The sequence below is a fragment of the Actinoplanes aureus genome, from assembly GCF_015704865.1.
Taxonomy (GTDB): Bacteria; Actinomycetota; Actinomycetes; order Mycobacteriales; family Micromonosporaceae; genus Actinoplanes; species Actinoplanes aureus.
Genome location: NZ_JADQTO010000017.1, coordinates 20,357 through 36,235, shown reverse-complemented (window position 1 = coordinate 36,235; position 15,879 = coordinate 20,357). Strand labels below are relative to the sequence as shown.

At 72.8% G+C, this 15,879-nt stretch carries 18 protein-coding genes and 2 pseudogenes; 7 read left to right on the top strand and 13 right to left on the bottom strand.

All coding sequences use genetic code 11. The features are described 5' to 3' along the window. Window positions 1-57: 57 nt before the first annotated feature. Window positions 58-1,941 (top strand): glycoside hydrolase family 127 protein, encoded by a 1,884-nt coding sequence (locus I4J89_RS30740; RefSeq protein WP_309238537.1) that lies wholly within the window; start codon window positions 58-60, stop codon window positions 1,939-1,941. A gap of 60 nt (window positions 1,942-2,001) precedes the next feature. After that, window positions 2,002-2,175, top strand: a complete 174-nt coding sequence (locus I4J89_RS30735) for a CsbD family protein (RefSeq protein ID WP_196417615.1) — start codon at window positions 2,002-2,004, stop codon at window positions 2,173-2,175. Window positions 2,176-2,227: 52 nt separating this feature from the next. On the opposite strand, the gene I4J89_RS30730 is transcribed toward I4J89_RS30735, so the two are convergent. The 5 genes from I4J89_RS30730 to pdxR all read right to left on the bottom strand — a co-directional run bounded on the left by I4J89_RS30730 (window position 2,228) and on the right by pdxR (window position 7,033). Further along, on the bottom strand, window positions 2,228-3,058 hold the full coding sequence (locus I4J89_RS30730; protein WP_196417614.1) for a PIG-L family deacetylase: 831 nt from the start codon (window positions 3,056-3,058) through the stop codon (window positions 2,228-2,230). Between the two features lie 85 nt (window positions 3,059-3,143). Further along, a complete protein-coding gene (locus I4J89_RS30725; protein ID WP_196417613.1) occupies window positions 3,144-4,049 on the bottom strand; it encodes a TPM domain-containing protein in 906 nt (301 codons plus the stop codon). A gap of 226 nt (window positions 4,050-4,275) precedes the next feature. Then, complete coding sequence (locus I4J89_RS30720) at window positions 4,276-5,175, bottom strand: LLM class flavin-dependent oxidoreductase (RefSeq protein WP_196417612.1); 900 nt, start codon at window positions 5,173-5,175, stop codon at window positions 4,276-4,278. Window positions 5,176-5,219: 44 nt separating this feature from the next. Beyond that, window positions 5,220-5,648, bottom strand: a complete 429-nt coding sequence (locus I4J89_RS30715; RefSeq protein WP_196417611.1) for a MarR family winged helix-turn-helix transcriptional regulator — start codon at window positions 5,646-5,648, stop codon at window positions 5,220-5,222. A gap of 26 nt (window positions 5,649-5,674) precedes the next feature. Continuing rightward, complete coding sequence (gene pdxR, locus I4J89_RS30710; protein ID WP_309238536.1) at window positions 5,675-7,033, bottom strand: MocR-like pyridoxine biosynthesis transcription factor PdxR; 1,359 nt, start codon at window positions 7,031-7,033, stop codon at window positions 5,675-5,677. 46 nt (window positions 7,034-7,079) lie between these two features. Here pdxR and I4J89_RS50005 point away from each other — a divergent pair. Then, a pseudogene (locus tag I4J89_RS50005) lies at window positions 7,080-7,310 on the top strand (carboxymuconolactone decarboxylase family protein); the annotation flags it as partial. 20 nt (window positions 7,311-7,330) lie between these two features. Here I4J89_RS50005 and I4J89_RS50985 read toward each other — a convergent pair. Further along, window positions 7,331-7,459, bottom strand: coding sequence for a hypothetical protein (locus I4J89_RS50985; RefSeq protein ID WP_255521853.1), 129 nt, complete (start codon window positions 7,457-7,459; stop codon window positions 7,331-7,333). A 53-nt stretch (window positions 7,460-7,512) separates the two neighbouring features. On the opposite strand from I4J89_RS50985, the gene I4J89_RS30700 reads away from it, so the two are divergent. Further along, the gene (locus tag I4J89_RS30700) at window positions 7,513-8,541 is read left to right on the top strand and encodes an MFS transporter (protein ID WP_196417610.1); all 1,029 of its coding nucleotides are present in this window, start codon (window positions 7,513-7,515) and stop codon (window positions 8,539-8,541) included. Here the strand turns inward: I4J89_RS30700 and I4J89_RS30695 are convergent. Both I4J89_RS30695 and I4J89_RS30690 read right to left on the bottom strand, forming a co-directional pair. After that, complete coding sequence (locus I4J89_RS30695) at window positions 8,489-9,373, bottom strand: oxidoreductase (RefSeq protein ID WP_196417609.1); 885 nt, start codon at window positions 9,371-9,373, stop codon at window positions 8,489-8,491. The two genes, I4J89_RS30700 and I4J89_RS30695, sit on opposite strands and share 53 nt — an antisense overlap. 82 nt (window positions 9,374-9,455) lie before the next feature. Next, entirely contained in the window at window positions 9,456-10,679 is a 1,224-nt protein-coding gene (locus I4J89_RS30690) for a CehA/McbA family metallohydrolase (protein WP_196417608.1), read from the bottom strand. 104 nt (window positions 10,680-10,783) lie between these two features. Here I4J89_RS30690 and I4J89_RS30685 point away from each other — a divergent pair. Together I4J89_RS30685 and I4J89_RS30680 are read left to right on the top strand one after the other, a co-directional pair. After that, a pseudogene (locus tag I4J89_RS30685) lies at window positions 10,784-11,237 on the top strand (M20/M25/M40 family metallo-hydrolase); the annotation flags it as partial. Between the two features lie 119 nt (window positions 11,238-11,356). Then, window positions 11,357-11,878 (top strand): AAA family ATPase, encoded by a 522-nt coding sequence (locus I4J89_RS30680; protein WP_196417607.1) that lies wholly within the window; start codon window positions 11,357-11,359, stop codon window positions 11,876-11,878. On the opposite strand, the gene I4J89_RS30675 is transcribed toward I4J89_RS30680, so the two are convergent. The 3 genes from I4J89_RS30675 to I4J89_RS50980 are packed head-to-tail and all read right to left on the bottom strand — an operon-like array spanning window position 11,879 to window position 14,201. Further along, entirely contained in the window at window positions 11,879-12,346 is a 468-nt protein-coding gene (locus tag I4J89_RS30675) for a DUF1203 domain-containing protein (RefSeq protein WP_196417606.1), read from the bottom strand. It abuts the gene before it with no gap. A 56-nt stretch (window positions 12,347-12,402) separates the two neighbouring features. After that, window positions 12,403-13,056 carry a response regulator gene (locus I4J89_RS30670; RefSeq protein ID WP_196417605.1) on the bottom strand — a complete coding sequence of 218 codons (654 nt, stop codon included), beginning with the start codon at window positions 13,054-13,056 and terminating at the stop codon, window positions 12,403-12,405. Continuing rightward, window positions 13,053-14,201, bottom strand: coding sequence for a sensor histidine kinase (locus I4J89_RS50980; protein ID WP_196417604.1), 1,149 nt, complete (start codon window positions 14,199-14,201; stop codon window positions 13,053-13,055). The genes I4J89_RS30670 and I4J89_RS50980 overlap by 4 nt, the downstream gene beginning before the upstream one ends. 194 nt (window positions 14,202-14,395) lie before the next feature. Here I4J89_RS50980 and I4J89_RS30660 point away from each other — a divergent pair, with 194 nt between their 5' ends. Then, the gene (locus tag I4J89_RS30660) at window positions 14,396-15,055 is read left to right on the top strand and encodes a hypothetical protein (protein WP_196417603.1); all 660 of its coding nucleotides are present in this window, start codon (window positions 14,396-14,398) and stop codon (window positions 15,053-15,055) included. A 56-nt stretch (window positions 15,056-15,111) separates the two neighbouring features. Here I4J89_RS30660 and I4J89_RS30655 read toward each other — a convergent pair whose 3' ends face one another. Then, a complete protein-coding gene (locus I4J89_RS30655) occupies window positions 15,112-15,561 on the bottom strand; it encodes a nitroreductase/quinone reductase family protein (RefSeq protein WP_309238535.1) in 450 nt (149 codons plus the stop codon). Window positions 15,562-15,584: 23 nt separating this feature from the next. Next, window positions 15,585-15,851 (bottom strand): hypothetical protein, encoded by a 267-nt coding sequence (locus I4J89_RS30650; RefSeq protein ID WP_196417601.1) that lies wholly within the window; start codon window positions 15,849-15,851, stop codon window positions 15,585-15,587. Between the last annotated feature and the right edge of the window lie 28 nt (window positions 15,852-15,879).

The window sequence follows — 15,879 nt, the reverse complement described above, 5'->3', positions numbered from 1 at the left end:
CATGATGACATCCCCGAAACAATTCTCGAAACGCCGCAACCCTGGGGTGATCCGCACGTGACCATCAACGAAGCACCCACCACGGTCTCCGGCGTGCCCACGATGCCGAGCCGCGGCCGCCTGCGCCCGCTGGGCCTGCACGAGGTCACCCTGCGCCCCGGGTTCTGGCAGCGCCGGCAGGAGGTCAACCGGTCGGCCACGCTCGCCCACGTCGAACACTGGCTGGAGCGCGCCGGCTGGCTCGGCAACTTCGAGGCCGCGCCGGCCGAGCGCCGGGGCCGGGAGTTCGCCGACAGCGAGGTCTACAAGCTGCTCGAGGCGATGGCCTGGGAGCTGGGCCCCGCCCCGGACGCCGAGCTGGACGCCCGCTACCGGGCGATCGCCGGCCGGGTGGCCGCCGCTCAGGAACCGGATGGCTACCTGAACACCAACTTCGGCCGGCCCGGGCAGCGGCCGCGCTACAGCGACCTGGAGTGGGGGCACGAGCTCTACTGCTACGGCCACCTGATCCAGGCGGCCGTCGCCCGTGCCCGCACCTTCGGCGTGGACGAGCTGGTCGGCGTGGCGATCCGGGCTGCCGATCACGTCTGCGACGTCTTCGGGCCCGGCGGCATCGCGTCGGTCTGCGGGCATCCGGAGATCGAGCCGGCCCTGGTCGAGCTGTACCGGGTCACCGGCGAGCACCGCTATCTCGAACAGGCGCGACTCTTCGTGGAACGGCGTGGGCGGGGCACTCTCGCCGACATCGGGTTCGGCCGCTCCTACTTCCAGGACGACCTGCCGGTACGCGCCGCCGACGTGCTGCGGGGGCACGCCGTCCGGGCCACCTACCTGGCGGCGGGCGCGGTCGACGTCGCCATGGAGACCGGTGACGGTGAGCTGCTCAATTCGGTCACCCGGCAGTGGCGCAACACGGTGGCCCGGCGTACCTATCTCACCGGTGGCATGGGCTCCCGCCACCAGGACGAGGCGTTCGGCGAGGACTTCGCGCTGCCGCCGGACCGGGCGTACTCGGAGACCTGCGCCGGCATCGGCTCGGTGATGCTGTCCTGGCGGCTGCTGCTGGCGCACGGCGACCCGCGCTACGCCGACCTGATCGAACGGACCCTGTTCAACGTCGTCGCCACCGCCGTGTCCGGCGACGGCACCCGCTTCTTCTACACCAACACGCTGCACCAGCGGGTCCTCGGCACCGAACCGCCGGCCGGCGCCATCGTCCCCCGGGCCGCCTCCACCCTGCGCGCGCCGTGGTTCGAGGTGTCCTGCTGCCCCACCAACCTCGCCCGAACCTTCGCCAGCCTCGCCGCCTACCTGGCCACCAGCGACGACGACGGCCTCCAGCTACACCAGTACGCCGCCGCGCGGATCCGCACCGCCCTGCCGGACGGCCGGGAGATCGGCCTCGAGGTGGCGACCGACTACCCGGCGACCGGCCGGATCACCATCCGGATCACCGAGACACCGGACACCCCGTGGACGCTCAGCCTGCGCGTTCCGCACTGGGCCGGCGGTGCCACCCTGGACGGCCTCACCGTCTCGCCCGGCAACGCGCGCCTGCGGCGGCGCTTCAGCGCCGGCGATGTCATCGAGCTCGATCTGGCCGTCCGGCCGCGGCTGACCGGTGCGGACGCTCGCATCGACGCGGTACGCGGATGCGTCGCGATCGAACGCGGCCCGGTGGTGTACTGCGTCGAGTCCGTCGACCTGCCCGCTCACGTGTCACTCGACGCGCTGCGGCTGGACCCGGCCGTGCCGCTGTCCGAGAGCGCCGAGGGAGTCGTGGCGTCCTGCCGGATCGTCTCGCCGGCCGATCAGGAGTGGCCGTACCCGGCACCGTCGCGGGAGGCCGGCGCGCGGTCCGCCGACGTCATCCTCCGGCCGTACCACGGGTGGGCCGGGCGGGGGCCGTCGACCATGCGGGTGTGGATACCGGCCGGGTGAGTTCAAGACGGGCGCGATCGGGTATTGCAGGGGCGTACATCTGTCTCGTGGAGGTGCTCGATGTCGTTCGAGGACAAAGCCAACAACAAGGCCGAAGAAGTTGGCGGCAAGGTCAAGGAAGGCGTCGGCAAGGCCACCGACGACGAGCGGCTGGAAGCCGAGGGCAAGGCCGACCAGACCGGCTCCAACCTGAAGCAGGCCGGCGAGAAGATCAAGGACGCTTTCAAGTCCTGACAGCGGCGATCACCGGGCCGGGGGCGTACATCGCTCCCGGCCCGGTCGCGCCCTACGGCTGGGCGGGGCGCAGGCCGGCGAACAGGTCGTCCTCCCTGGCCGGCGCGCCGGTGGTGTCCCGGACCCGGACGTAACACTCGGTGCCCATCACCGTGGCGAACAGCTCCCGGCCGAGGCCGAGGAAGAAGGCCCCGTCGCCCTGGCTGGCGTGGGCGGACAGGGCGTCGAACTTCTGATCGAGGACGCCGGCCACGTCGATCCAGGCGGTGATCTCCTCGTCCGGCCAGCCCATCTCGACCTGGTCGGCGGACTCCTCCGGGCCGATGCCCAGCTCGCGCATCCGCTCGCCGACGTCGCGCATCGTCGAACGCGGCACCGCGCTCCAGTACACCTTGGCCGGCCCGCCGGCCAGCTCGACCGCGGCCATCGTCACCCGGTTCGCCTGGATGTGGTCGGGGTGACCGTAGTTGCCGTTCTGGTCGTAGGTGATCACGACGTCCGGCCGGTAGTGGCGGATCAGGCCGGCGAGACGCTCGGCCGCCTCGGCCACCGGGGTGGACCAGAACGACCGCGGTGCCTCGTTGGCGGCCCAGCCCATCATCCCGGAGTCGTGGTAGCCGAGCATCTCCAGGTGGGTGACCTTGAGGGCGGCGCAGCTGGCCTCCAGCTCCCGGCGCCGGATGGCGGCGACCGCGTCCGGGTCGTGGCCCGGCTCGCCCGGCTTGACACCGTTCGGGCCGTCGCCGCAGCGCCCGTCGGTGCAGGTGACCACGACGGTGGTGACGCCCTCGGCGGCATACCTGGCGAGTGCACCGCCGGTGCTGGTGACCTCGTCGTCGGGGTGGGCGTGCACGGCCATCAGGGTCAGGGGGCGATCGCTCATGCGATCACCCTAGGGACCGCGGCGGTCAGATGGCGAAGCCGGTCGCGTACCGGGCCTCTCGGGGCTCGCCAGGAACGCGGCACCCTCACCAGGAGCCGGAGGAGCCGCCGCCGCTGGACGAGCCCCCGCCGAAGTCCGAGCTGGAACTGGAGTTGTTCGTCATCGATGAGTGCGGCGAGTGGTGATGCGGCATGGTGTGCGGGCGGGCCGGCGCCGGGTGGTGGCCGTAACGCCGCTCGGACGCGCTGGAGCCGAGCCGGCTGAGCACGAAACCGATCACGGCCAGCCCGCCGAAGAGCAACCCGAGCAGCACGAACGCCCCGGCCGACGAGCCGCCGGCCGGCTCCTCCTCGGCGAAGGTGGAGATCTCACCGTCCGGGCCGGTCACGAAGCCACCGTCATCCGGGATCCCGATCGGTCCAGCGTCGGGGTCGGCGCCGGGGTCGGAGGTAACCGGGGCCAGGCCGGCGAGCGCGGTCCCGGCGGGGACGTCGTGACCGATCCGGCGGCGTACCTCGTCCAGGCCGTCGAGGACGCCGAGCGCGTACTCGTCGGCGGCGAAACGCGGGGTGATCACGGTGTCCACGATGTCGGCCGCCGCGGTGTCGTCGAGCCGCTCAGCCATGCCGTCGCCGGTCGCCAGGCGCACCCGGTGGTCGTCGACCGCGACGACCAGCAGAACGCCGTTGTCCCGGTCGGCCTTGCCGACACCCCAGTGGTTGAAGAGCCCGGTGCTCCACGCCTCGATGCTCGCGTCGCCGGTGGTCGGCACCACGGCGACGGCGATCTCGTCGGAGGTGGCCTTCTCGTCGGCGCGCAGGATGGCGGTGATCTGCGAACACAGGTCGTCGCCGAGGACGCCGGTCCGGTCGACGCACCGGCCGTCGGCGGCCGGATAGGCGGGCGCCGCCGAGGCGGGCGCCGGGAGGGCGATCGCCAGCAGCGACGCGGCGGTGGCCGCGGAGGCGGCGGCAAGGGCACGCGCGATCATGCGGCCACTGTGCGATGCGACGTCAACAGGCTCACACCGCGCCTCGATCGGCGGATCGCCCGCCCGGTTGAGAAAGTACGGCCGGCAACCTGCCCGGCGGGGCCGCGTGAGCGGCCAACCACCTGCCCGGGCCCGGCGGTCGCGGTGGGGCCGCGAGTGGCGGCTGGATCGCGCGGTGGACCGGGGACCGTCCGTGACGCGTACCCCGAAGAAGCGGAACCGGTGATCATCGCTGCCCGGCTACCGCCTCGCGGACCGCCGGGACGATTTCCCGCGCCCAGCGGCCGAGGGTGACGTCGTCGTGGGCGGCGTGGCCGGGCGGGAAGAGGATGAAGCCGGCGGCGTCGTGGTCGAGCACGGCGGTGGTGAGCTCCTCGATCCACTGGGCGGTGGAGCCGCCGATCCAGCGGTTCTCGCGGTCGCGGGTCGCCGGCAGCGGGCGGTCGGTGATCCGGCCGGGGAAGTTGTAGACCGTCCGGATGTCGCGCGGGTCCCGGCCGGCCGCCTCGGCGGCGCGGTCTATGACCGGCCGGGACGTGCGGTACCGCTCGCTGAGCCAGTCGGCCGCGTGGCCGGGGATCCAGCCGTCGGCGACCCGGCCGGTGGCGGCGAGCGACGCCGGGCCCACCGAGCCGGTCCAGACCGGCGGCGCGGGGACGGGTGCCGGTTCGATCTCGCGTACCCGGTAGTGGCGGCCCTCGTGGGTGACCGGCGGCCCGCCGCCGGCGAGGCGCTTGACCAGGGTGATCGCTTCCTCGAAGGCGTCCACGGCGGCGCCCGGGGAGAGCCGCGGCACGCCCATGTCGGCGATCCGGTCCCACAGGCCGCCGGCGCCCATGCCGAGCACCACGCGGCCGCCGGAGAGGGCCGCGAGCGAGGTGATGGTGCGGGCCAGCATCGGCGCCGGCCGGGTGGGCAGGTTGGTGACGTTGGCCAGGGCGGCGATCCGCCGGGTGCGCCCGAGAAGAAAACCGATCGCTGCGTACGCGTCGACGCGCGCCCCGAAGTACGGATGGTCGGACAGCGACACCAGGTCGAGTCCGTCCTGGTCGGCCCGGTCGACCATGCGCAGCAGTTCCGGGATCTCGTCGATGCCGGTGTGCGCGCCGAATCCGAAGACGGTCATGGGTCTCCTCCCGCAAGTTCGCGTCACGAACTATACAGTTCGCACTACGAACTAAGAAAGACCAGCGGCACTTCGTTCTCGGCGACCACCCGGCCCAGCAGGGCGGCCAGGGCGTCCCGGTCGGCGGGCTCGAGGGACACCGCCAGCCGCTCGACGCGACGGCACGTCTCGGTGTAGAAGTCCTCGGCGAGCCGGCTGCCCTCCGGGGTGAGCGCGACCGTGACGGCACGGGTGTCCCGCGGATCCGGCTCCCGGCGGACCAGGCCGTTGCGCTCGGTCCGGTCGACCAGCCCGGTCAGGCTCGACTTGGCCAGCCGCAGCATGGTGCCCAGCTCACCCATGCCGTACGGCTGCGCCATGAGCACGCACAACAGCTGACCCTGCTGCTGGGTCAGCCCGTACTCGCGGGCCGACTCGGTGTAGACCGCGTTCACCAGGAATGTGGAGCGCACGAGTGCCGGCACGATGTCCATCCGGTCAGGATAATTCGTGTGACGAACTACTCCGGCAGGGCGCGGCACAACGCGTCGAGCGCCGCCGCGAAAGCGTGCTCGGCGGGCGTGCCGTAACCGACCACGAGGCCGTCGCGATGCGGCATCGTGCTGTCCGGGTGCCGGTACGGCGACAGCCCGTCCACCGCCACGCCGAACCGGCGACAGGCCAGCAGCGTCGCCGTCTCGGTGCCGGCCGGCAGGTCCAGGACGGCGTGCAGGCCGGCGGCGATCCCGCTGACCGGTACGGTGACCGCGTCGACCAGGTGGTCGCGCCGCCGGCGGTAGGTGCGGCGCATGGCGCGCAGATGCCGCTCGTACGCGCCGCAGGCGATGAAGTCGGCCAGGGTGAGCTGGTCCGGCACCCCCGACCAGAACTCCCGGCTGCCCTTCACGGCGAGCACGTCGTCGATCAGCCGGTCCGGCAGCACCATCCAGCCCAGCCGCAACGCCGGTGACAGGCTCTTGCTCGCCGAGCCGAGATAGACCACCCGTTCCGGGTCGAGCCCCTGCAACGCGCCGACCGGCTGCCGGTCGTAGCGGAACTCGCCGTCGTAGTCGTCCTCCAGGATCAGCCCGCCGGTCGCCCGGGCCCAGTCGACCACCTCGGCGCGGCGGCCGGCGTGCAGCGGGCCACCCATCGGGTACTGATGGGCCGGGGTGAGCAGCACGGCGGCGGCGCCGCTGCCGGACAGGCCGGCGACGACCGCGCCGCGCTCGTCGACCACCAGCGGCACGGTCCGTTTCAGCAGGTCGCGGTGGAACGAAAGGCCGTACGACTCCACCGCGACGGTGCCCGGCAGGATCTCGCCCAGCAGGCGCAGCCCGTGGGCGAAACCGGCGCAGATCACGATCCGCTCGGCGTCGGTACGCACGCCGCGAGCCCGGGTCAGATAGTCGGCCAGGGCCCGGCGCAGCTCCACGCGGCCGCGCGGGTCGCCCGGCCCGAACGCCGCGCTGGGTGCGGCACTCAACGCCCGCCGAGCGGACGCCACCCACGCCGCCCGGGGAAACGCCGACGCGTCGGGTGAGCTGGGCGCCAGATCGTGCACCGGGCGGCGTCCCGGCGACGGAACGGCACGCCGGACCGGCGGCGGCGGTGCGGCCCGCTGGGCGACCCGGGTGCCGGACCCCTGCCGGGCGGTCAGCCAGCCCTCGGCGACCAGCTCGGCGTACGCCTCGGCGACGGTGTTACGGGCGATCCCGAGATCAACGGCGAGCGCCCGGTACGACGGCAGCCGAGCGTCCGGAGCCAGCCGGCCGGACCGGATCGCCTCCCGCACCGCGTGCATGAGCTGGGCCCGGCGGCTGCCGGACCCGGACAGCTCGAGGTGGAGGTCCGAGGAATTGACCCATTCTTCTGCCACGGAATTGCACCCTACAGCCGGTCACTCACGCTCATAGCGTTGCCGCATGACCACCATTCAGGTTCCGCAGCGCATGAACTTCGCCCAGGTCGCCCCCAAGGTGTTCAAGGCCGTGCTGGCCCTCGACGCCGCCGCCCGGGACGGGCTCGACCCGGCGCTGGTGGAGCTGGTGCAGATCCGCGCGTCCCAGATCAACCGGTGCGCGTACTGCATCGACTACCACACCACCGACGCCCGGAAGGCCGGCGAGACCGAGGAGCGGATCTACCAGCTCAGCGCGTGGGAGGAGGCCGGCCTCTACACGGCGCGGGAGCGGGCCGCCCTGGCACTGACCGAGGCGGTGACCCGGCTGCCCGAGGGCGTCCCGGACGAGGTGTGGGACCGGGCCGCCGACGAGTTCGGCGAGGCGGAACTGGCCCGGCTCATCGCCCTGATCTTCACCGTCAACGCTCGACGTCTCCGAGGGCACCGCCGGGCTGATGGTGACCGTTCCCGGCCTGGTCGCCGCGGTCTCCGCCCCGCTGATCACGGTGGCCACCGGGCGGGTCGACCGCCGGATCGTCCTGGCCGCGCTGATCGGGATGATGGGCGCGGCCAACCTGGCGTCGGCGTTCGCGACCAGCTTCACCGTCGTGCTGATCGCCCGGTTCCTGATCGGGCTCAGCGTCGGCGGCTTCTGGTCCCTGGCCGGCGGCATCGCGCTGCGGCTCGTGCCGCCGCACCAGGTACCCCGGGCCACCGCCGTGATCTTCGGCGGGGTGGAGACCGCCTCGGTCCTCGGCGTGCCGGCCGGGACGATCATCGGTGACCTCAGCGGCTGGCGTACCGCGTTCGCGGCGGTGGGACTGCTCGGCCTGGCCGCGCTCACCTGCATGCTGGTGCTGTTACCGGCGATGCCGCCGCAGCGCACGATCACCCTGGCCGACCTGCCGCGCACGTTCCGGGACAGTTCGGCCGTACGGGTCGGGGTGGCCATGACGTTCCTGCTGATCACCGGGCACTTCACGGCGTACACCTTCGTCCGGCCGGTCCTGCTCGCCGACGGCGTACCGGCGGACCTGATCGGCGTGCTGCTGCTGGTGTTCGGCGTAGCCGGGATCTGCGGCAACTTCATTGCCGGCGCCCTGGTGGGCACGCGGCTGCGGCAGACCGCGCTGGGCATCGCGGTGCTGCTCACCGCCGCCATGGCCGCCCTGGCGGCGGCCGAGATCACCGTCGCGGCGGCCGCCGCCCTGCTGATCCTGTGGGGACTGGGGTACGGCGCGGTCCCGGTCGCGCTGCAGACCTGGATGCTCACCGCGGCGCCGGAGCGTACCGAGGCCGCCAGCTCGCTGCTGGTGTGCGCCTTCAACCTGTCGATCGCGATCGGAGCGCTGCTCGGCGGGCTGGCGGTCGGCGCCCTGCCCACCTCCGGCGTTCTCTGGATCGGGGCCGGGCTGGCCGCGCTCACGGTGATCACGCTGAAGCCGGAGAAGGCCCGGATGCGGCGGGTCGACAGCGCCCGGTGATCACGTCGGCGAAACGGACGCCGGTGAGGTGCTCGGACCTCGTCCACAGGTCGGCGGCGACGGCCCGGTCGTAGGACTTCCGGCTGGATCGGACGAGCGCCGGATGTCCCTGCCGCTGGAGGAACCCGTCCGGGCCGATGCAGGTGCCGCCGGGGACGCCGGGTGCGGTCGCCGCGTACAGGATCGGCAGCGCGCCCATCTCCACGGCCTGGGCGCGGCCGCCGGCCAGGATCTTGCCGGACAGCGACCTGTCACCGCGCTGCCCCTCGGTCGCGGTCACACCCGGGTGTGCCGCCACCGAGAGGATCGGCCGGCCCGCTGCGGCGAGCCGCCGCTGCAACTCGTAGGCGAACAGCAGGTTGGCCAGCTTGGACTGGGCGTAGGCGAGCCACCGCCGGTAACGGCGGTGCTCCCAGTGCAGGTCGTCGTGGATGCGGCCGAGGACGTGCAGGCCGCTGGTGACGGTGACGACCCGGTCGCGGACCCGGTCGATCAGCAGGCCGGTCAGCGCGAACGGGCCGAGGTGGTTGACACCGATGTGCGCCTCGAAACCGTCGGCCGTCGTGCCGTGCGGCACCGCCATCACCCCGGCGTTGTTGATCAATACGTCGATCTCGCCGGGAAGGGCCGCGGCGAAGGTCCGCACCGAGGACAGGTCGGCCAGGTCGAGAGCGCGCACCTCGGTCCGCCCGCCGATGCGGGCCGCGGCCGCCCGACCCCGCACCGGGTCCCGGCACGCCATGATCACCTTCGCACCGGAGGCGGCGAGCACGCCGGACATCTGCGCTCCGAGCCCGCTGTTCGCGCCGGTTACAAGCACTGTGTACGTCATGGGAGTCACGGTGCCGGAACTCGGGACGTAGCCGCATCCCACGGCGGGAGGTGATGCGGCTACTCCCCCGGAGGTACAAGATCTATCCGGCGGTGAGCCACCAGGGACTGGTGTAGGCGACACCCCAGTCGTTGCACGGATGGCCGGCCGGGCCGGGCGACGCGTTCGCCTGCGCCGGGTCGGAGATCCGCAGCACCACCCACGAGCCGTCCGCCAGGTCGAGCGGCACGGTGAACTCGGTGACCCGGCCGGCCGCGGTGTCGATCACGTCGGCCACGGCCGGTGCGGCCGTGCCCGGCCGCAACACCTGGATACGCAACGGCTTGCCGGCCCATTCCGGGCCGCGATCCAGGTCGACCACGAAACGCACGTCACCCTGGGCGAAGGGCAGGTTGCCGCCCATCCGTACGCCGGCCGCGGTCGCGTCCAGCCGCAGCCCACTGACCCGGGTGGCGAAGAACCGCCGGTCCCGCATCGCGGCGAGCACACCGTTACGGGTGTTCTCGACCGCCCAGATGCCGGTGCGGCCCTTGCCCTCCGGGTAGCCCCACTCGGTGCCGTGCTCGTCGGTCACCCCGGTCAGCCCGGTCCGCCAGCCGGCGTTGAGGCAGGCGGTCAACGGTGAGGTCTGCCCGTCGGACCAGCCGTCGAACAGGTAGTCGTCGCCCCGGTTGAACATCTCCAGACCGACCATCTGCTCACGCAGCGCCGAGTTGTACGCGAAGTTGTTGAACCGCAGCGCCTCCCGGCCCGGGTGGTTGAACCCGCCGATGCCGCCGGACCGCCCGATCCAGTCGTAGAGCCGGGACATGCTGCTCGATCCGCCGAGGTCGGTGAAGTTGCCGGTGTACCAGACGTTGACGTGCCCGAGCAGCGGATGCGACCACTCGAAACCGCGCAGTGCGGTGTAGACGCCGGGCTGGTCGGCGGCGTCGGCGAGCCGGCCGGTGCGGTCCCACTCGCTGCGCGACAGCCCGTTGATCGACAGGAGGGTGGTGTGGTCGGTGAGCGCGGCCACGTCCAGTCCCGCCGAGCGCATCGACTCGAAGGCCAGCGCGGGATCACCGTCGCCGTCCGACATCAGCGTGTGGTTGTGCAGGTCGGCGTGGACCAGGCCGGTGCCCTGGCTGATCGCCGACGCGCGGGCGGCGCCGGTGGCGCGCACCGGGCTCGCGCTGGTGGCGACCCCGGTGTTCGAGGCCCAGGCGGTGCCGGGCGCGGCCGCCAGCATGAGCAGGCCGCCGCTGCCGGCCAGCAGGGAACGGCGGGAAAGCGGACTGTGCGAGTTGTGCTCGTGTTCCGTCATGACGCCTCAGCCAAGTCGTCGGTGCGTAACGAAGTGATAGTAATGGATGTCCTTGCGGTGAACACCCGGTCATCCGCCGGTGCGGCCGGGACGAATCCGTGGGCATGACAGAGACGCTCGTCGACTTCTATCGCGATCTGCACGCGCACCCCGAACTCTCCATACGGGAGCACCGCACCTCCGCCCGGCTCGCCGATCGGCTGCACGCTGCCGGGCTCGACACGACCGAGGGCATCGGCGGCACCGGCGTGGTCGGCGTACTGCGCAACGGCGACGGGCCGACGGTCATGCTGTCGCGCCGACATGGACGCGTTGCCGGTGGCCGAGGAGACCGGCCTGCCGTACGCCAGCACGGTGCCCGGCGTGATGCACGCCTGTGGCCACGACGTGCACGTGACCGCGCTGGCCGGAGCGGTCGGCCTGCTAGCCGGCGCCCGCGAGGAGTGGTCCGGGACGCTGCTCGCCGTCGGACAGCCCGGCGAGGAGACCGCGCAGGGCGCGCTGGCCATGCTCGCCGACGGCCTGTTCGACACGTTCCCCCGCCCCGACGTGATCCTCCGCGCCCCCAGCGGTGATCTTGCTTGGCCCACGCTCAATGCTGTCTCAACGGCCGCCAGACAGCACCCACGTTGGGCCTGGCAAGACCCTGACCGCGAAGGCTGTCTAGCATCGGGCCCGTGATCGTATGGATCAACGGCGCCCACGGGGCGGGCAAGACGACGACCAGTGCGCTCGTGCAGCAGCTGATCCCGGACTCCCGGGTGTTCGACGCCGAGAAGGTCGGCGAGACACTCATGGACATCACACCTGGGCTGCCCGAGACGGACAACTTCCAGCACTGGCCGCCATGGCGGCCGCTCGTCGTCGACACCGCCCGCCGGGTACTCGAATACACCGGCGGCACCCTGGTCATCCCGATGACCGTCCTGGTCGAGCAGTACTGGCGCGAGATCAGCGCCGGCCTCGCCCACCATGCCATCCCGGTCCGGCACTTCGTCCTCCACGCCGACCAGGACACCCTCCGCGGGCGCATCGCGGGGGAACACCCCGTCCCCTCCCCGTTCCGCCTCAAATACCTCGAGCCCTACGCCGAGGCGGCCCGCACCTGGCTCCACGATGCGGCCGAGGTCATCGACACCACGCACCGCACGCCCGCCCAGGCCGCATTACAGATCGCGGAGGCCGTCAAGAACCCGTGATCAGTGTTCCGGGACGATCGCAAGCATGAAGCATCCGTACGTCACGTTGCGGGTGTGCACGAGCCGTACCGACGGGTCGGCGAGGATGCCCCGGATCGTGCCCTCCGGGTCGGTGCCGTCGTCGACCGTGGACGCCGGGTGGATCCAGCCGCGCTCGTCGTACGCCCGGAACACCTGCGCACGCCCGTGCCAGCCGGCCGGATAACCCCGCCCCACCGGCCCGGCACAGGCCTCGCGGTGCGCGAACACCGCACCCACCTCGCGGTACGGGCCGGCGGCCGGGAGCGGCGGCTCATACCCGAAGAGGATCAGCTCCTCGCCCGCGCCGGCGTCCCGCAGGCAGCAGCGCAGCGGTTCGCCGCCACCGGCGGTGACCCGTTCCACCGGGTTGCCGGACACGTCGAGCCCACGCTCACGAACCTCGCGGAGGACTTCACCGGGAATGGCGTCGATGCGGTATCCAGTCATGTCCCCATCGTCGGCGGCCGGGCCCCGGGCGTCTGGCGGGATTCGGTCACGGCGTCCTACGGCTCCGGGCTGACCAGGCCGCTGGAGTACGCGTACGCGATCGCCCTGGCCCGGTCCCGGAGGCCGAGCTTGTCGAGCGCCCGCCCGAGATGCGTCTTGACGGTGGTCTCGCCGAGGTGCAGCGCGGCGGCGATCTCGGTGTTCGACAGCCCCCGCCCGACCAGGGCCAGGACTTCCGCCTCGCGCGGCGTGAGCTGGTCCAGGGCCGGGTCGCGGGGCCGGGCCTGCGGGGTGCCCGCGTACCGGGTGATGATCCGCGGAACCACGGCGGGGTCGAGCAGGCCCCGGCCGGCCGCCACCTCACGCAGCGCGTCGAGGAGCTGCTCGGGTGGCGAGACCTTGAGCAGGAAGCCGGCCACTCCGGCGCGCAGCGCTCCGTCGACCAGGACCTCCTCGTCGAAGGTGGTGAGCACGAGTACGCGTACCCCCGGATGTCTCTCGCCGATCTGGCGTGCCGCGCCGATGCCGTCCAGGCCCGGCATGCGGGCGTCCATCAGGACGACGTCCGGGCGCAGCCGCTCGGCCTGCCGCACCGCCTCGTTGCCGTCGGCGGCCTCGCCGACGACCTCCATGTCCGGTTCGTCGGAGATGAGCATCCGCAGGCCGGCCCGCATGATGGCCTCGTCGTCGGCGAGCAGCACCCGGATCATCGGGCGGTCTCCAGCGGGAAGCTGGCGCTCACCTGGTAGCCGCCCTCGTCGCGTGGCCCGGTGCGCAGCCGCCCGCCGAACAGGCCGACGCGTTCCCGCATGCCGACCAGGCCATGCCCGCCGCCGGCACCGGCAGCGGCCGCGGTGGTGCCGCGCCCATCGTCGGTCACGGTCAATGCAACCTCATTCTTCCGGTACGCGACCTCGACGGTCGCCCGGCTCGCCTCGGCGTGCCGCAGCACGTTGGTGAGCGCCTCCTGGGTGACCCGGTAGGCGGACATGTCCAGCGCGGCCGGCAGCTCGGCCGGCTCCCCGGTGACGGTCAGGTCGACCTCGAGACCGGCGGCGCGGACGTGGTCGAGCAGGTCGTCCAGCCGGCGCAGCGACGGTGCCGGACCCAGCCCGTCGCTGTCGTCGGGGCGCAGCAGGCCGACCACCCGGCGGATCTCCTGAACGCTGCGCCGGCCCAGTTCCTCGACCTGGCCGAGGGCGTCGCGTTCCACCGGCCGGTCGGCGAGCCGGCGGCGCAGCACCCCGGCCTGCATGGTCATCACGCTGACCGTGTGGGCGACCGCGTCGTGCAGCTCGCGGGAGATCCGCGCGCGTTCCTCGTCGACGGCGGTGCGGGCCCGGGCCTCCCGTTCGGTGGCCAGCTGGGCGGCGAGCTCGGCAAGCTGGGCGGAGCGGATCTGCTCGCGGCGCAGCAGCGCCCCGACGCTCCAGCCGAACAGGCCGAGCACCGCGAAGAACACGAACTCCCAGGACGTCTCGCCACTCACGTGGAGCGCGGTCGCCGGCACGACCACCGCGAGCACGGCGGCGGGCACGGTGCGCCGGGCGGGCGCGCGGAAGGCGGCGTGCGCGACCAGCACCAGCTGGGCGATCAGCTGCGAGCCACCTACCCCGGGCAGGTCCGTGACCAGCGCGTACGGGACGACGAGCACGGAGAGCACCATGGCGGTGATCGGGAGGAAGGCGGCGAGCGGGAAGCAGGCGAACAGCACCAGCGCGGCACTGATCTCCCCCGGGTCGGGACCCTCGGGCACCTTGCCGCCGGTCATCTCGGCCACCGCGACGACGGCCCAGAGCACCCCGGCGAGCAGTCCGGCGACGAGCCACTGCCGGCGGCTCCGCGGTCCGCGCACCTGCGCCCCCTCTCCTTTTGAAGTACCCGCCCGACGGTAGTGACCGTCGGACGTCCGGCGGATCATCTCCCGGGACGACCCGGCCGTCCACCCGCGGGCGGACGGCCGGCACCTCGGGACGGACCCGCGATCGCACCATGATCGGGCTTGCGCGACGATCCGCGGCACCGGGGTGGATCAATAGTTTTCCCGGCATGACGAACACCAGCCCGAACCTTCGCCGCCTGGCCGGCGCCGCCCTCATCTCGACCCCGCTGCTGCTGCTCGGCGCGATGCTCACCTCGCCGCCGCAGGCCGACGACTCGGACGCGGCCTACCTGGCCTCGCTCGCGAAGGACGAGAGCCTGTCGATACTGTCGGCGAACTTCTTCCACTACTACTGGGTGGCGATCGCCATCGCCGTCCCGGCCGTGCTCACCCTGCCGCGCGGCGACCGGGGCCGGGCACTGACCGCGGCCGGTGTGGCGGGCACCGCGTTCGGCGCGATCCAGATGTCCGGCATGCTCTTCTCCGACTGGGTGTTCGCGGCGATGCCGAACCTCGCCGGCCTGGACCAGTCGGTTCAGGTGTTCGAGCAGATCACCGGCGACCCGTCACTGAACCTCTGGCTGCGTACCGGCACCGTCCTCGGCCTGCTGATGCCCGCGGTGCTGATGGCCGGCCTGGCGCGCAACGGCGTGATCGGCTGGTGGGCGGCGCCGGTGGCGCTGCTCCCGATGATCGCCGGCCCGATCGCCGGTGGCCTGGTGGCGCCGGTCGCGGGCAGCGTGGTGGGCGCGCTCTGCTGCGCGCCTCTCGCCCTGGTGGGCCTCCGGCTGCTGCGGCGTACGGCACCGCGGCCGAGGAGTCACTGACTCCAGCGGTCGCCGGGCACTGACGCGTAGAGACCGCGTACCGAAGCCCGCGCCCGTCACGGGAGCGGCTCCAGGAGCACCACCGTGGTCGGGGTCGAGCGCAGCGCCGCGAAGTCGTCCAGATCGGGGTTCATCGCCCGCCAGCGGTCCCAGAGACGGTCCCGTTCGGCGCCCAGCGCCGCGCGGGCACGCACCGGCCGCGAGCCGCCGGCCAGCTCGACATGGGCGTCCGGGTCGGTTCGCAGGTTGAGCCACCAGGCCGGTTCGCCGTCGCTCCAGCCGTTCATGGCGAGGGCGACCAGGTTCGGCCCGTCCTCCTGATAGGCGAGGATCACACTGCGCGGCCGGCCGCTGCGCCGCCCCCGCGTGGTGAGCCGCATGGCACCCCAGCGGCCGTTCCGCGGACGCCACAGGCCGAGACGGCCGCGGGTGAGGCGGTAGACGGCCCGGTGCACGGCCCAGGCGAGGCGGACGATCCAGCGCGGCGGCACCCGTGTCTGCGGCACAGCAGCCACTGTGCCCACCGCGGTCAAGCGACGAGCGTCCAGGCGCTGCGTGGGCGGCGGATGTCGTAGAGGTGTTCGACGATTCCCCGGGCCCAGCGCATCCGCGGGACCGCGCATTCGGGGTGGTCGCCGTACTCCGCGGCCACGTCGGCGGCGCAACCTCGCACGCCACCGCGTGCGCGTACGGCGGCGCGGATGGCCTGCTCGACGATGTCGTGGTCCGGGCGGCTGCCGGTGGCCAGCGGGCTGGTGAACAGAGCTTCCGCGCGGGCGTCGGTCAGTTTGGTCATCGTGGTCTCCTCGAACGGTGTGTTCTTC

Bases quoted from the DNA above. Each gene is read 5' to 3' on its own strand.
- I4J89_RS30730 (WP_196417614.1), bottom strand. From the start codon at position 3,058: ATGAGCGATCGCCCCCTGACCCTGATGGCCGTGCACGCCCACCCCGAC.
- I4J89_RS30735 (WP_196417615.1), top strand. From the start codon at position 2,002: ATGTCGTTCGAGGACAAAGCCAACAACAAGGCCGAAGAAGTTGGCGGC.
- I4J89_RS30700 (WP_196417610.1), top strand. From the start codon at position 7,513: ATGGTGACCGTTCCCGGCCTGGTCGCCGCGGTCTCCGCCCCGCTGATC.
- I4J89_RS30695 (WP_196417609.1), bottom strand. From the start codon at position 9,373: ATGACGTACACAGTGCTTGTAACCGGCGCGAACAGCGGGCTCGGAGCG.
- I4J89_RS30715 (WP_196417611.1), bottom strand. From the start codon at position 5,648: ATGGACATCGTGCCGGCACTCGTGCGCTCCACATTCCTGGTGAACGCG.
- I4J89_RS30720 (WP_196417612.1), bottom strand. From the start codon at position 5,175: ATGACCGTCTTCGGATTCGGCGCGCACACCGGCATCGACGAGATCCCG.
- I4J89_RS30675 (WP_196417606.1), bottom strand. From the start codon at position 12,346: ATGACTGGATACCGCATCGACGCCATTCCCGGTGAAGTCCTCCGCGAG.
- I4J89_RS30670 (WP_196417605.1), bottom strand. From the start codon at position 13,056: ATGATCCGGGTGCTGCTCGCCGACGACGAGGCCATCATGCGGGCCGGC.
- I4J89_RS30660 (WP_196417603.1), top strand. From the start codon at position 14,396: ATGACGAACACCAGCCCGAACCTTCGCCGCCTGGCCGGCGCCGCCCTC.
- I4J89_RS30650 (WP_196417601.1), bottom strand. From the start codon at position 15,851: ATGACCAAACTGACCGACGCCCGCGCGGAAGCTCTGTTCACCAGCCCG.
- I4J89_RS30690 (WP_196417608.1), bottom strand. From the start codon at position 10,679: ATGACGGAACACGAGCACAACTCGCACAGTCCGCTTTCCCGCCGTTCC.
- I4J89_RS30725 (WP_196417613.1), bottom strand. From the start codon at position 4,049: ATGATCGCGCGTGCCCTTGCCGCCGCCTCCGCGGCCACCGCCGCGTCG.
- I4J89_RS50985 (WP_255521853.1), bottom strand. From the start codon at position 7,459: ATGAGCCGGGCCAGTTCCGCCTCGCCGAACTCGTCGGCGGCCCGGTCC.